At 69.3% G+C, this 14,239-nt stretch carries 14 protein-coding genes; 3 read left to right on the forward strand and 11 right to left on the reverse strand.

The window, feature by feature from the left end:
- Positions 1–67 precede the first annotated feature (67 nt).
- Positions 68–1,909, reverse strand: a complete 1,842-nt coding sequence (lepA, locus tag NMI01S_RS23775) for a translation elongation factor 4 (RefSeq protein WP_083870661.1) — start codon at positions 1,907–1,909, stop codon at positions 68–70.
- 223 nt (positions 1,910–2,132) lie between these two features.
- On the opposite strand from lepA, the gene NMI01S_RS23780 reads away from it, so the two are divergent.
- Positions 2,133–2,726, forward strand: coding sequence for a type II toxin-antitoxin system PemK/MazF family toxin (locus tag NMI01S_RS23780; protein WP_063000579.1), 594 nt, complete (start codon positions 2,133–2,135; stop codon positions 2,724–2,726).
- Here the strand turns inward: NMI01S_RS23780 and NMI01S_RS23785 are convergent.
- Entirely contained in the window at positions 2,716–3,507 is a 792-nt protein-coding gene (locus NMI01S_RS23785; protein ID WP_063000581.1) for an aquaporin, read from the reverse strand. The genes NMI01S_RS23780 and NMI01S_RS23785 overlap by 11 nt on opposite strands.
- A 324-nt stretch (positions 3,508–3,831) precedes the next feature.
- On the opposite strand from NMI01S_RS23785, the gene rpsT reads away from it, so the two are divergent.
- Together rpsT and NMI01S_RS23795 are read left to right on the forward strand one after the other, a co-directional pair.
- The gene (gene rpsT / locus NMI01S_RS23790; protein ID WP_030512822.1) at positions 3,832–4,095 is read left to right on the forward strand and encodes a 30S ribosomal protein S20; all 264 of its coding nucleotides are present in this window, start codon (positions 3,832–3,834) and stop codon (positions 4,093–4,095) included.
- Between the two features lie 198 nt (positions 4,096–4,293).
- Positions 4,294–5,310, forward strand: coding sequence for a phosphatidylinositol-specific phospholipase C (locus NMI01S_RS23795; RefSeq protein ID WP_063000583.1), 1,017 nt, complete (start codon positions 4,294–4,296; stop codon positions 5,308–5,310).
- Positions 5,311–5,349: 39 nt separating this feature from the next.
- On the opposite strand, the gene holA is transcribed toward NMI01S_RS23795, so the two are convergent.
- From holA to NMI01S_RS23840, 9 genes are all read right to left on the reverse strand, one after another.
- On the reverse strand, positions 5,350–6,324 hold the full coding sequence (gene holA / locus NMI01S_RS23800) for a DNA polymerase III subunit delta (protein WP_063000585.1): 975 nt from the start codon (positions 6,322–6,324) through the stop codon (positions 5,350–5,352).
- On the reverse strand, positions 6,321–7,841 hold the full coding sequence (locus NMI01S_RS23805) for a ComEC/Rec2 family competence protein (RefSeq protein ID WP_245716990.1): 1,521 nt from the start codon (positions 7,839–7,841) through the stop codon (positions 6,321–6,323). Before NMI01S_RS23805 ends, holA begins: the two co-directional genes overlap by 4 nt.
- A 143-nt stretch (positions 7,842–7,984) precedes the next feature.
- On the reverse strand, positions 7,985–9,232 hold the full coding sequence (locus NMI01S_RS36035) for a ComEA family DNA-binding protein (RefSeq protein ID WP_157126326.1): 1,248 nt from the start codon (positions 9,230–9,232) through the stop codon (positions 7,985–7,987).
- Between the two features lie 135 nt (positions 9,233–9,367).
- Positions 9,368–10,210, reverse strand: a complete 843-nt coding sequence (locus NMI01S_RS23815; protein WP_063000587.1) for a DegV family protein — start codon at positions 10,208–10,210, stop codon at positions 9,368–9,370.
- Positions 10,211–10,227: 17 nt separating this feature from the next.
- A complete protein-coding gene (gene octT, locus NMI01S_RS36445) occupies positions 10,228–10,983 on the reverse strand; it encodes a diglucosylglycerate octanoyltransferase (RefSeq protein ID WP_063001044.1) in 756 nt (251 codons plus the stop codon).
- Between the two features lie 475 nt (positions 10,984–11,458).
- On the reverse strand, positions 11,459–12,130 hold the full coding sequence (locus NMI01S_RS23825; RefSeq protein WP_063000589.1) for a histidine phosphatase family protein: 672 nt from the start codon (positions 12,128–12,130) through the stop codon (positions 11,459–11,461).
- Positions 12,131–12,231: 101 nt separating this feature from the next.
- Positions 12,232–12,636 carry a ribosome silencing factor gene (gene rsfS, locus NMI01S_RS23830; protein WP_063000591.1) on the reverse strand — a complete coding sequence of 135 codons (405 nt, stop codon included), beginning with the start codon at positions 12,634–12,636 and terminating at the stop codon, positions 12,232–12,234.
- A gap of 81 nt (positions 12,637–12,717) precedes the next feature.
- Entirely contained in the window at positions 12,718–13,350 is a 633-nt protein-coding gene (nadD, locus tag NMI01S_RS23835; RefSeq protein WP_084513195.1) for a nicotinate-nucleotide adenylyltransferase, read from the reverse strand.
- Positions 13,351–13,509: 159 nt separating this feature from the next.
- Positions 13,510–14,076 carry a hypothetical protein gene (locus NMI01S_RS23840; protein ID WP_157126328.1) on the reverse strand — a complete coding sequence of 189 codons (567 nt, stop codon included), beginning with the start codon at positions 14,074–14,076 and terminating at the stop codon, positions 13,510–13,512.
- Positions 14,077–14,239: the final 163 nt, after the last annotated feature.

Raw genomic sequence — 14,239 nt, forward strand, 5'->3', positions numbered from 1 at the left:
AAAGCCCCAAGATCAACCGGCCGTCGAGTCGGTCAACGGTCCAACTGATCTCACGGAACCTTGGAGACTACCTCTTCGGCTTGTCCGATGACGAATCGGTGGAGAGCGCGGCCACGAAGGCCTCCTGCGGAACATCGACGCGGCCGATGGTCTTCATCCGCTTCTTGCCCTCCTTCTGCTTCTCGAGCAGCTTGCGCTTGCGCGAGATGTCGCCGCCGTAGCACTTGGCCAGCACGTCCTTGCGGATCGCGCGGATGTTCTCGCGCGCGATGACCTTCGAGCCGATGGCCGCCTGGATCGGCACCTCGAACTGCTGCCGCGGAATGAGTTCGCGCAGTTTGGTGGTCATCTTGTGGCCGTAGGCCTGAGCCGCGTCCTTGTGCACGATGGCCGAGAACGCGTCGACAGCCTCGCCCTGCAGCAGGATGTCGACCTTGACCAGCGCGGCCTCCTGCTCGCCCGCCTCCTCGTAATCCAGCGAGGCGTAACCGCGCGTGCGCGACTTCAGGGAATCGAAGAAATCGAAGATGATCTCCGCCATCGGCAGCGTGTACCGCATCTCGACGCGAGTCTCGGACAGGTAGTCCATGCCGAGCAGTTCACCGCGGCGCGACTGGCACAGCTCCATGATGGTGCCGACGAACTCGCTCGGCGCGATGATCGTGCACTTGGTCACCGGTTCGAAGATCTGGCGCACCTTGCCCTCGGGCCAGAACGACGGATTGGTGACGACCTGTTCGGTACCGTCCTCCATGATCACGCGATAGATCACGTTGGGCGCGGTCGAGATCAGGTCGAGGTTGAATTCGCGCTGCAACCGCTCCCGGGTGATCTCCATGTGCAGCAGTCCGAGGAAGCCGCAGCGGAAACCGAAGCCCAGCGCGACCGAGGTCTCCGGGACGTAGGTGAGCGCGGCATCGTTGAGCTGCAGTTTGTCCAGCGCGTCACGCAGATCCGGATAGTCGGAACCGTCCACCGGATAGAGACCGGAGTAGACCATCGGACGCGGCTCGCGATAGCCGGTCAGCGCCTCGGTGGCGCCGTCGCGGGCGGTGGTGACCGTGTCACCGACCTTCGACTGACGGACGTCCTTCACGCCGGTGATGAGATAGCCCACCTCCCCCACACCGAGGCCCTGGGTGGGCTTGGGCTCGGGCGAGACGATGCCGATCTCCAGCAGCTCGTGGGTGGCGCCGGTGGACATCATCTTGATCTTCTGACGTGGAGTGAGCTTGCCGTCCACCACGCGCACGTAGGTGACGACACCGCGATAGGTGTCGTAGACCGAGTCGAAGATCAGCGCGCGGGCCGGGGCATCGCCCTCGCCGACCGGCGGCGGAACCGTCTCGATCACCTTGTTGAGCAGTTCGGGCACGCCGACGCCGGTCTTGCCGGATACGCGCAGCACGTCCTCGGGCTCGCAGCCGACGATATGGGCGAGCTCGGCGGCGTAACGGTCCGGATCGGCCGCCGGCAGGTCGATCTTGTTCAGCACCGGGATGACCTCGAGATCCTTGTCCAGTGCCAGATACAGATTGGCCAGCGTCTGCGCCTCGATACCCTGGGCGGCGTCGACCAGCAGAATCGCACCCTCACACGCCTCGAGCGCCCGCGAGACCTCGTAGGTGAAGTCGACGTGACCAGGCGTGTCGATCAGATGCAGGACGTAGTCCGTGCCGTCGACATTCCAGGGCAGCCGCACATTCTGGGCCTTGATGGTGATACCGCGCTCGCGCTCGATATCCATCCGGTCCAGATACTGCGCACGCATCTGCCGTTCCTCGACCACCCCGGTCAACTGCAGCATGCGGTCGGCCAGCGTGGACTTGCCGTGGTCGATATGCGCGATGATGCAGAAGTTCCGGATCCGCGAGGGATCGGTGAACGTCGTGTCGGCAAACGTGCTGATGGGACACTCCTACCCGTGAACAAGTCGATAAGTCGCCATGCGGCAGTCTACGTGCGCATACCGCGTGGTCGTGCACGCACCGGCGGGCCGGCATCGGCGGCAACGGCGCAGTTCCGGGGGCCGACGGCCCCGATGTGAGCGGCGGCACACCCGATTCACCGCCCGGCACAAGCGAATCCGACAGGGATGAGCCGAGCGCGGTTCGCCGTTAAGCTCTGCCGATATGGCCAGCACGTGGAGCTCTCTGGGCAAGCAGTTGGGGACCATCGCCAAGGAGCAGGGGCCCAGGATCGTCAAGAAGCAGGCACCGAAACTCGTCGACCGGATGCAGCGTTCCTCGATGTGGGATCGCGCCCTCGGCGGCCGCCGCAAGGACACGGTCGCGGTACGGCCGGCGGCCTCGACTCCGGTACCCACCCGCGAACGTGCCCGCCAGATCGTCTACTGCCCGCAGCTCGACGGCCGCGCCGACCCGGGCGAGATCGTGTGGACCTGGGTGCCGTTCGAGGAGGATCCGGCCAACGGCAAAGATCGTCCGGTACTGGTCGTGGGCCGCGAACGCAAGACCCTGCTGGGTCTGATGCTGTCATCGAACCCGGCCCGTGGCGCCGAACCCAACTGGATCGGAATCGGCTCCGGTCCATGGGATTACGAGGGGCGCGACAGCTGGGTCCGGCTGGATCGGGTCCTCGACGTTCCCGAGGCCGGCATCCGGCGCGAGGGCGCGATCCTGCCGCGGAAGACCTTCGATCTGGTCGCGCACCGGCTGTGCGCGGAATACGACTGGGGCCGGCGCCGCGACGACGTCAGTCGGTGAGGTGCCTGGTGCGCCCGAACAGCGCGCTGTAGACCAGCGCTCCCAACAGGCCGCCGACCAGCGGAAAGACGACGAAGGCCCATACCTGCGCGAGGGCGCCGTCCTGGTACGGGGCGACGGCCAGACTGCGGGCGGGGTTCACCGACGTGTTGTCGATCGGTATGGAGATCAGGTGGATCACCGCCAGGGTGATGCCGATGCTCAGACCCGCCATCCGCACATGGGAGAGCCGGTCCGTGGACGCGAGCACGACGAACACCAGCAGGGCGGTGAGAACCACTTCGACGGTGATCGCCGCCGCGAGGCCGTAGCCGTCTCGAATGAGGGTGGCCATCGGCCCCCGAACCTCCACCTTCGACGGACTGTGCGGGCCCCAGCCGTTGGCCGCGAGTCCGTCGGACGCGCGGTTGTACGACGGCAGATCCCTCGCGATGGCGAAGATCACGGCGCCGGCGACGAAGCCGCCGATCAGCTGGGCCACGATGTAGTAGACCGCGACGAGCCACCTGATCCGGCCCATCGCGAGCTGGCCGATGGTGACCGCCGGGTTCACGTGACAACCCGAAATCGGGCCGATGGCGTAGACCAGCAACAACAGACTGAAGCCGAAGGCCAATGCGATCCCGAGCGCACCGACCCGGGCTCCGGCGAAAACGGCGGTGCCGGCGCCGCCGAACACCAGGACGAATGTGCCGATCGCCTCGGCGATCAGTTTGCGAGCGAGCGGGACTTCGCGCTGCTCGACCACATCTTCGATCACTTCCTGAGCAGTCGGAGACATCTGCCACCTTCCCTCTTCGATCCGAGTTTCGAAACCAGGTACTACGCGGAGATTCAGGAATTAACCGTCCGACCGGTACGGTCGTACCGGTCGGACGGTACGCGAAAGAGATCGGGCTCACAACGACAATGCACAGGTAAGTCGCTCCGGCGGCACCGGCGTTCCCGATCGAGCGGCCCGGGCGGGACGATTTCACTTCCCACCACCCCAGCTGGTAACCTCGATCGTCGGCGCGGCGCTACCTGTTTCCATGTAGTGCGCCCAGAGACTTTTCACGAACATCAAGAGCACATCAACTGACGAGAAGGAATCAGAGGAACAGGCGTGGCCAACATCAAGTCCCAGATGAAGCGGATCCGCACCAACGAGGCGGCGCGGGTGCGCAACCAGTCGGTGAAGTCCGCGCTGCGCACCTCGATCCGCAAGTTCCGCGAGGCCGCCGCGGCGGGCGAGAAGGACAAGGCGCTCGAGCTGATGCGTTCGGCGAGCCGCAGCCTGGACAAGGCCGCCTCGAAGGGCGTCATCCACGCCAACCAGGCCGCCAACAAGAAGTCCGCCCTCTCGCTGGCTCTCAACAAGCTGGGCTGATTTCCCGGGTTCCGGCCGGACCGGAACCGACGCGGTATGTACTGCCGCACAACAGCATTCGCAACGCCGCCGTGGCAGAGGATCTGCATCGCAGATGACCACGGCGGCTTTTGTCGTTGATTCACCTCGGCTACCGTTGTCCGGGTGTGGGGTGGGGAGATTCGCAGAAGTACGGGCCTTGTTCTTGCGGTAGCCGCGATGTCGAGCGCCCTGTCGACCGGGTGCGGGCAGTCGGTCCCGGCCGCGCGACCGGTCCCCGCGGCGCGGTCGGCGCCGCCGTCGGCCGTATCCGGCACCGAATCGGCCGGCATGCCCAAGGCCGCCGCCGTCGGCGCGATCGATCATCTCGATTCCGCGAGCAACCCGGACTGGATGGGTGCGCTGCCCGACAGCACTCCGCTCAGCGCGATGTCCGTCCCCGGCACTCACGACACCATGTCGATCCACGGCGGCAAGGCCGGCCCGGCCGTGGTCACCCAGGAGAAGTTCGACACCGGGTGCACGGAACCCGCCTGTGCGTCGGAACGGACCGCGAGCACCCAGCTCGAGGCCGGTATCCGGGCGCTCGACATCCGTGTCCGGCGCGACGAGGCCGGCAATCTCGGCGTACAGCACGGCAGCTTCTATCAGCAGGCCGGCCTCGACGACGTGCTACGGATCGCCGAACAATTCCTGGACCGGCACCCGCGCGAAACGATCCTGATGCGAGTGAAGGCCGAATGCACGAACGAGGACAAGACCTTCCAATGCGAGGACGCGGGTGGGCTACCGCCCGACCCACCACTGCTGGACCGGTACCTGAACGCGCATCCGCGGGTCTGGCGACCGACGGCTACCGGCACCGTCGCGATTCCCCGGCTGGGTGACGTGCGCGGCGCCATCGTCGTCATTCGCGCCGACGGGATCGACGACCGGGGCGTGCCGATCGACGCGCAGGACCGGTGGGACAAACCCACTCGCGAGGACAAGTGGGCGGCCGCCGCCACCCATCTCGCGCAGGCCCCGACCATCGGCACCCGGGCATTGTCGATGGACTTCCTGTCGGCCTCCGGCGTTCCCGATCCGGCGAAATTTCCCCACCGCTACGCCGAATACGAGAACCAGCACGCACTCGACTACCTCCGCTCCCGGCCGGGCGCGGCGACCGGCGTCGTAATGGCCGACTTCCCGGGTCCCGCACTCGTCGGCGAGATCATCGCGCACAACCACCGCTAGGTCCGGACGGCACACCGCGAGCGCAGCGGCCGACGGGACTCAGTGCGCGGCGGCGTGCAGATCCAGGATGCTGGCCAGGGCGTGTTCGAGCGCGTAATCCGTATCGGCCGCACCGCCTTTGACGTCGGCGTTGAGTGCGGCCACCACCTGCAGGGCACTGCCGATGGTGGCGGCGGTCCACCCGCGGGCCTGGGTTTGCGCCTTCTTCACCTTCCAGGGCGGCATGCCGAGCTGGGAGGCCAGCGCGAACGGGTCGCCGCGACCGGCGGATCCGACCCTCGCGATGGTGTGCACGGAGTCGGCGAGCGCGTCGGCGAGCAGAACGGCCGGGACGCCGCGGTCGGTCGCCCAGCGCAACGCCTCCATGGCCGCGGGACGGTCACCGGCGACGGCCAGATCGGCGACCTCGAATCCGGTGACCTCGGCGCGACCGGAGTAGTACCGGCGCACCGCGTCGACATCCACCTTGCCGCCGGTATCGGCGGCCAGCTGGGAACAGGCCGCGGCCAGCTCCCGCAGATCGGATCCGATGGCCTCCACCACCGCCTGCACCACATCGCCCGAGACGCGGACGCCGGCTGTGCGGAATTCGTTGCGTACGAATTCGTTTCGCTCGTTCGCCTTGCTGATCTTGGCGCAGGTGTGCACCTCTGCGCCCTGCTTCTGCAGTGCCGGCGCCAGCGCCTTGGCCCGTCCGCCGCCCGAGTGCAGGACCACGAGCACGACGCCCTCGGGCAGATCACCGGCGGCCGCGGTGACCAGCGCCACCGCATCCTTCCCGGCCTCCGCGGCGGCCTCCAACACGATCACCCGATCCTCCGCGAACAGCGAGGGGCTCAGCAGTTCGGCCAGTTCGGCGGAGCTGGCATCGCCCGCCCGCAGCCGATCCACCGGCATCGCGCCGGGATCGTTGGTCGCGGCCCGCGCCTGCGCCACGATCGAGGCGACCGCCCGTTCGATGAGCAGTTCCTCCTCACCGAGTACCAGATGTAAGGCAGCCAGGTGATCGGTCACGGCACGATCCTACGGGTGGCCGGTGACACGTTCACCGACCCGTCGCCGGGCACCGGTGGCGGCGCCGGCCCCGCGGGCGTGCGTGTGTGGCGCGCGCCCAAGCGCCCGAGCACCGCGACAGCACCCCCGATGAGCGCTCCGGCCAGTACCGCACCCCGCACTCCGGCGGGCATCGGCAGCGAAATACCCAGTGCCGCCGCGTGTTCGGCGACGAAGAGTAACCACCACATCGGCGGCTCGGCCAGGTTCAGCACCCAGATCGCGGCCGGTTGCCAGCAGCAGGACAGGGCGGCCGCGCCGACCCCGAGCAGCGTGATCGGCGCGACGACGGGTTCGACCAGCACATTCGCCACGATCGCGACCCCGCTGACATGTCCAGTCAGTGCGGCGATGATCGGCGTGGTGACCGCGAAGGCCGCCGCCGCGACACCGAACGCCTCGGCCGCGAGTGGGGGCCAGCCGCGCTGTTCCAGCCACTGCGACCAGCTCGGCGCCAGCAGGATCAGCCCCGCGGTCGCCAGCACCGAGAGGGCGAAGCCGATATCGACCGCCAGCTGCGGTGACAGCGCGATCAGCACGATCACCGCGGCACACAGGGCCGGCAACGCCTGTTTCCGGCGTCCCGTCACCATCGCCAGCACCGCGATCGCGCCCATCACGGCCGCCCGCAGTACCGACGGCGACGGCCGCGCCAGAACGACGAATCCGATGAGCGCCAGCGCCGCGAGTACCGCACCCCAGCGCGGGTCGAGCGTCAGAGCTCGGGCTGCGAGCAGCACACCGGCGAGCACGATGGAGACGTTCGTCCCGGACACGGCGACCAGATGCGTGAGATCGACCGCCCGGAAGTCCTCGCGGACGTGATCCGGCAGTCCGGAAATATCACCGTCGATCAGCCCCGGCAGCACGCCGGCCGCGTCCGGCGGCAACGCGCGTGCGGCCGCCTCGGACAGATTCCCCCGCACCGCCGCGGCCGCAGACTGCCACCACGGCCGGGTCCCGACCCGGATCGGCGGTCCCTGCGCCCGCAGCACGGCGACCGTCAGATCACGTCGCCATGGATGATCGAGCCGAGCCCGGACGGTGACGTGCTGCCCCGGCACCAGATCCGACCAGACCCGCTCCGGCATGATCACCGTCACCGCCGCATCGCCGTGTACGGATGTTGCGCCGTAACGGAATTGGCGAACCGTCGCGCGCATCGCCCATTGCCGCCCACCGAAGGAGTGGGCCGGGAGTGGTTTCGGATCTCCGGCCACCATCTCGGCCGTCACCACACTGCCCGCCGCCAGCCGCCCCAGCGGATGGGCGCTCACCCGGTAGGACTGCCACGACGCCGCCACTCCGAACCCCGCGGACGCCAGCAGCGCGGCCAGCACCACCCACCAGGCCGCTCGATGCGGAGCACGAAATCGGCTCCGTGCCAGAACGATTCCCGCTGCGGCCACCGAAAGGCCCAGCCCCGCGCACACCCACATCCCGGCTCGCCACCCCAGCGTGATCCCGGCGATGGTCACACTCCAGCACCCCAACGCGGCGGGAAGCAGCCGCGCGTCCAATGGAGGGCCATCCGCCCCGACCGTTACGCGTTCTATGCCACCGGGGGCGGAGTTCGCGTCGGGTTCGCGCCGGCGCCGAGCGTGCCTCGATTCGCCGCGGTTCACAGGGTGACCTGGTCACGGAGGCGGTTGAGCTTGGCGGGGCCGATGCCGGTGACTTCGGCGAGCTGGTCGATGCTGGTGAAACGGCCGTGCCGGTTGCGCCAGCCGATGATGGCCGCGGCGGTGGTGGGCCCCACCCCGGTGAGGGAGTCGAGATCTTGTTCCGTAGCCGTGTTGAGGTTGACCTTGTGCGCCGGTGGGGAGGCGGCGCCCGACGTCGCGGCCGAATGCGAGGCGCCCGCAACGACCATGCTGCCGAGGCGCGGGCCGCTCGCGGGCCCCGGCTCACCGACGACGATCTGGTCGCCGTCGGCGAGCCGCTGGGCGAGATTCAGCCCGGCGAGGTCCGCGCCTTCCCGCGCGACGGCCACCGCGACAGCGTCGGCGACCCGTGTTCCGGGTGCGAGATGCAGCAGACCCGGATGTTCGACCAACCCGATGACACTGACCACCAGATCGCCGCCGGGAGTCGGCGACGGGGCCGCCCGGCCCGGCGAATCGGACCGCACGGCCAGTCCGGGGCCGTCCACCGGCGCGGGGACCATCGAGGTCTCGGCAGCGGCCGTGCGCACCGCCGGAAGCGGCGCCACCGGCGCCGCCACCGGATCGTCTCGATGCGCGGCGGCCGCCGCCACGATCACCGCCGCCACGCCGACACCGGCCAGCACCCACACCCCTTTGCGCCCGGGATCCACGCGAACACCCCGGAATCGCTCGGGAACCAGCCGCTGCCAGATCGTCACCGATCCCACCGGTTCGCTGAGCCACTGCGGAATTCGCGGACTCTCCGGCGCCTCGGGAAACGTCGCCGCCGCGCCGGTCACCGCGGGACCTTCGCCACCATCCCGATCGTCACCGTCGGGTCGGCCGGGGGCTCCCGCACTCCCGGGCTGGGCCGCGGCGTCGTCGCCCCTCTGCCGGCTACGGCTCGGCGAAAATGGCCGCCTCGGCCAAGTTCCGCCGTGGCCGCCGGCCCGCACACCGGCGGCGGCATCGTCGAGGCCACTCACCGGTTCGGCGGGCGGACCCGGTTCGCTACCGCGCAAGCCGAAATCCCGGCTCCCGGAGGGGCCGCCCGAGGGGTCGCGGCGCTGCCCGGCCGAGTCCGCCCGTGGTCGGGCGAGGTCCCACAGCCCGTCGTGGGCCGGATCACCCGGGCCGGGAGCCAGGGTGCCGAGCGTTGCCGTTCCGGGTGATACGTCGTGCAGTCGCTGCCGCAGTAGGGTCCGATCCTCGTGTCGCGCCATGACGGTGACCGTATGTGCGCGGCGGGCCGTGACTCGGTGCGCGAGCTGGGGTTTCGGAATGTCTGGGGACAGCGGCTGAGTTGTGGACAACCTGCGGCGCGTCGACAGAGTTCGTCGGCCGGCGATGGTAGACGCTCAGCCGCAACCGCCGGGGACCACCAGGACGCCGACCGCCCCGGTGCCCACGTGCACGCCGAGCGTGGGACCGAATTCGGCGGTCACGAGCTCCCGCATCCCGGGGATGAGTTCGCCGAGCTGTCCGGCGATGGTGGCCGCCGCGGAGGCGGCACCCAGATGCTGCACGGCCACCGCCGCCCCGTCGTCACCGGCCGCATCGACCGCTGCCGCAACGAGTTTCGCGTACGCCTTGGACCGGGTGCGTGCCTTCTCCCGCAGCTCCAGTTTGCCGTCGACGATCTGGAGTATCGGCTTGGTCACCAGTTCGGTGCCGAAGAACATGGCCGCGGTGCTGAGCCGCCCGCCGCGCCGCAGCTGCTCGGTCCGATTGACGACGATGAACGTGCGCGATCGCCCGGCGGCGGCGACCGCGGTGTCGTAGACCACGTCCAGCGCCGCACCCGACCGCGCGCGACGGGCGGCGGCGAGTACGGGCAACCCGGTGCCCAGGCCCGCGCTCAGCGAATCCACCAGGCGCACCCGGTCGGCGGCGTCCATATCCTGCACGGCCTGGCGACCGGCTTCCCAGGTCGCCGACAGCTGTCGCGAAATATGCACGGCCACAACACCGTCGCCCGCGCTGAGCTCCAGAGCGCGCTCGTAGGCGGCGCGCAATTCACCCGGGGAGGCGGACGAGGTCGTCACCGTGGACGCGCCGTAGTCGATCTCGCAGTCGTCGACGCCCTCGGCGATCGCCCGGTCGTCGACCAGCACATGCAGCGGCACCACCACGATGCCCAATTCCGATACCAGTGCGGCGGGTACGCTCGCCGCCGAATCCGTGACCACCACGACGGTCATCGGCTATCCGAACCGATTCATGCACCGGCCTCGACCGAACGCACCTCCGACAGCACCTTCACCATGGCTCGCGCCACCGCCGCATGCCCCTCCCAGCCCCAATGGATTCCGTCCGGATTCGCCTCGCCCGAGAAGATGTCGTCGTGCACGGCCTCTCCCAGATCCACCAGCGGCACACCGGTTTTCGCCGACCACTCCCGCAGCGCACGCACCGCGGGAGCTCGCCCGGAGTGCACCTTGCCGTAGGCCTCGCAGTCGTGGACGGACGGCAGCACCGAGACCACCGGCAGATCGGGCCGCAACTGGGCCAGCGCATGCCGTGACTGTTCCAGGTAGTCGATGCTCACGTGCGGCGGAAGTGCCACGGGGCGACCGAGTTTCGACAGTCGCGGTTGCAGCCACTGATATCCGGTGCGCACCTGCCGGCGCAGCACCGGCGGGCGCAGATACCGGATCATTTCCCGCAGCGCCGTGGGCAGCGGCGAGGGCAGCGTGTCCATGCCGCCGGTGGCCAGGACCACCGCTCCGGCGCGCGGCACCGCGGCCCATACGCGCGGATCGCCGATGAGCGCCCAATAGGCGTCGCGGCAGGTCCAGCCGATCCGCGCCACCAATTCGACGTCCCAATCGAGTTCCGCGGCAACCAGATTCGGCCAGATGCGCGGATGGTCGGCGGGCAGGCCGCCCTTCGGGCCGAAGTACGACAGCGAATCCGCGATCACGACCAGAACCGGTCGTGCCGAAGCCTCGGGTGCGCCGGTCCCGTCGCCGATGCTCGGCGGCGCTTCCGCGGAGACCGCGTCGTCGATTCCCGATACGGCGTCGACGGGCGCGCTCGACACGCTCCGCTCGCCGGGAGTTGCCGCGCCGGAACCGGTGTCGGACTTCCGGTGCGCGTCGCCGTCACCGGCTACCGCCGCATCACCGGAGACGGCATGCGTAGTTGCGGGCTCGGTGGACGGTTCCTTCTCGGAACGGCCGGGCACGCTGTCTTCCCCCGCGCCCGCGGCCGGTTCCGCATCCTCCTGTGCCTCGGTGGGCGTATCCACGAGAACGGCCGGCGGACCGGTCGATCCTCCGTCGTCGTCCGCATCACCCGGTTCGGGTGCAGCGTCGGATTCCCCGGCCGGCGCGACCGGACCGCCGAACAGCGCGTCCGGCAGCCGCCGGACGGGCCCTTCGGATGCCTTGCGCAACAGTTCGTCGGATACCTGCCGGACCGGTTCGTCCCGGTCGTCGGAGGAGCGTTCAGAGGACATCAGGTGCTACCTTCGCCGCCGCATTCCACACATCCAGCCGCCAACCCGGCTGCTCGATGCCCGGACCGTGGCTGCTCAGCTGCACCCAGCTGGTGTTGGCCAATCCGCCCAGGATCGGCCATTTGTGCTCGGGCAGTTCCAGCAGCGCGGCGGTCAGGGCCGCGATCAGCCCACCGTGCGCGACCAGGATGATGGTACGGCCGGGCCAGTCCGCACGCTCGGCGAACAGCTCGCGAACCACCGGCAGCGCCCGCGCGCCGACCTCGAGTTTGCTCTCCCCGCCCGGCGGCGTGACCGTGGGATCGAGCCGCCACGCCTTGCGCGCGCCCGGATACCGCGCGTCCACCTCGAGATGGTCGAGACCTTCCCAATCACCGAGGCTGGTCTCCCGCAGCCGCGCATCCCGCACGACCTCGAGTCCGCTGTGTTCGGCCAGGGCGAGTGCGGTGTCGTAGGCGCGGCGCAGATCCGAGGAGATGATCGCGACGGCGTCCTGGGAAACAAGCTCGCGCGCAGCGTCTTTCGCCTGGCGCCGACCCAATTCGCTGAGCTCGGTGTCGATCTGGCCCTGCATGCGGTCGGCGGCATTCCATTCCGTCTGCCCGTGTCGCAGCAGGATCAGCCGGCGCACCCCCGGATATTTCGACGCCCGCGAACCCACTACCGGCGCACCACCTTCGGACGCGTCGCTCACATCGGAGTCGACGCCGCGTGCCCCGGACACCTCGGGATCACGCGCGGTCCCCCCTTCGGGCCCGCGGTTCACGCGGGGTCCCCGCTCCCACTCGCCGGGGCCTGCGCGGGTGCCTCCAGACCCGGCACCTCGACCTGCGGGCAGTCCTTCCACAACCGTTCCAGCGCATAGAAATTGCGTTCGTCGCTGTGCTGGATGTGCACCACGACGTCGACATAGTCCAGCAGCACCCAGCGACCTTCCCGAGTGCCCTCACGACGGACCGGCTTGTGCCCGGCGAGACGCAACTTCTCCTCGACGTTGTCGACGATCGCGTTGACCTGACGCTCGTTCGGCGCGGAGGCGATGACGAAGCAGTCGGTGATCACCAGCTGATCGGAGACATCGAGGACGACGACGTCGGTCGCCAGCTTCTCGTCGGCGGCCCGCGCGGCGACCTGCGCCATCTCCACCGCCTGTGCCGATGCCGTCATGCGTTCTCTCCTCGAGCATGAGCGGGGCGTTCCGTGGTTACGCTCCGCTGCCTCCTGCGCGCCTGACCGCTCATGCTGGGCTCACCTTCCGTTCCCTCCCGGCACGTACAGGTGCCGTTTCGATATGTACTGCACGACGCCGTCGGGAACGAGGTACCACACCGGGCGCCCCTCGGCGGCACGGCGACGGCATTCGCTCGACGAGATCGCCAGGGCCGGGATCTCGATGACGGTGACCGCATCGGCCGGCTGATTCCGCAGATGTCCCTCGAGGTGGTCGACATTCAATTCGTACCCCGGACGGCTCACCCCGACGAACTTCGCCAGCTCGAACAGTTCCGCCCAATCCTGCCATGTCAGGATGCTGGCCAGCGCGTCCGCACCCGTGATGAAGTACAGATCCGCGTCCGGATGCTGATTCTGCAGGTCACGAAGGGTATCGACGGTGTAGGTGGCCTTTTCCCGGTCGATGTCGGCACGGCTGACCGAGAACCGCGGATTGGACGCGGTGGCGATGACCGTCATCAGATAGCGGTCCTCCGCCGGTGAAACCTGCCGCGTGGACTTCTGCCACGGCTGCCCGGTGGGTACGAAGATCACTTCATCGAGGTCGAAGCGGTTGGCGACCTCACTGGCGGCAACCAGGTGCCCGTGATGGATCGGATCGAACGTACCGCCCATCACGCCCAGTTTGCGCCGGCCTGTGTTTTGCACGAATGCCGAGCTTACTGGGCGGGCCCGATCAGGGGCGGGCCTCGTCGACCGATCCGCCTCCGAGGGGCCCGCGAGATGCCGATTCCGGGCCCGGTTCAGGGGCGCCGGACCGAGGCGCGTCGCCCCTGCGGCCCGGTCCGTGACCACGGGCCGTGCTGCTCACCGCGTCCGCCGCGCCGAAAGATACGCCCGCACCATCGCCACCGGATTGCGCGCCGATCGCCGGGATCGGGTCGCCGCCTCGATCAGGTCGCCGTGCAGTTCGTGCCATTGGGGTCTGCCGGCGACGGCCGCCGCACCCGCGGCGTAGGCCCGCGCCGCGGCACGGTGGCGGTGGCTCAGCCCCAGGCACCGTCCGAGCTGTTCGTACAGCACCGCGATCTCTTCCGACGGGTAGGGCAGCGCATCACAGCCGAGGGCAGCGGCGAACAGGGTGGCCGCGAGGCGATGGTGACCGCTGCGATAGTGGACGCGGGCGGCCAGCAGGGTGTGATGGGCCGCGTCGGCGGCGGAGATGCCGGTCCAGCTCTCGGCCGCCGCCACTGCCGCGGCCGCCAGGTCGTGCTCCCGGCCCGGCTGATTGGCGACCGCCGTCACCACCAGCGAGGACAGCCGCGCGAGTTGGTCACCGGACAGCACGCCGCCGCCGACTTTCAAGGCCTGCGCCAACATTCGTTCCGCGGCGGCGGGACTGGTCCCGAGCAGGGCGGTCGCGGCCTCGGTCAATGCCTGCGCTCGTGACCGCGGATCGTCCGCCGGTGGTTCGGCCGGCGCGTGTGTCGGTGCCGGGTACTCGGGTACCGGGCTTCCCGTGTGCGGCATCCGGCCGGCCGGATCGGAGCCGGACCGTCCGGGATCGGAGGACTCGGCATCCCGGACGCGGGGAGGT

Source organism: Nocardia mikamii NBRC 108933 (genome assembly GCF_001613505.1).
GTDB classification, from domain to species: domain Bacteria; phylum Actinomycetota; class Actinomycetes; order Mycobacteriales; family Mycobacteriaceae; genus Nocardia; species Nocardia mikamii.

Coding starts and splice junctions, on each gene's coding strand:
- NMI01S_RS23780 (WP_063000579.1), top strand. CDS start 2,133: ATGGCCAGCACGTGGAGCTCTCTGGGCAAGCAGTTGGGGACCATCGCC.
- NMI01S_RS23815 (WP_063000587.1), bottom strand. CDS start 10,210: ATGACCGTCGTGGTGGTCACGGATTCGGCGGCGAGCGTACCCGCCGCA.
- NMI01S_RS23785 (WP_063000581.1), bottom strand. CDS start 3,507: ATGTCTCCGACTGCTCAGGAAGTGATCGAAGATGTGGTCGAGCAGCGC.
- NMI01S_RS36035 (WP_157126326.1), bottom strand. CDS start 9,232: ATGGCGCGACACGAGGATCGGACCCTACTGCGGCAGCGACTGCACGAC.
- NMI01S_RS23795 (WP_063000583.1), top strand. CDS start 4,294: ATGTCGAGCGCCCTGTCGACCGGGTGCGGGCAGTCGGTCCCGGCCGCG.
- rsfS (WP_063000591.1), bottom strand. CDS start 12,636: ATGACGGCATCGGCACAGGCGGTGGAGATGGCGCAGGTCGCCGCGCGG.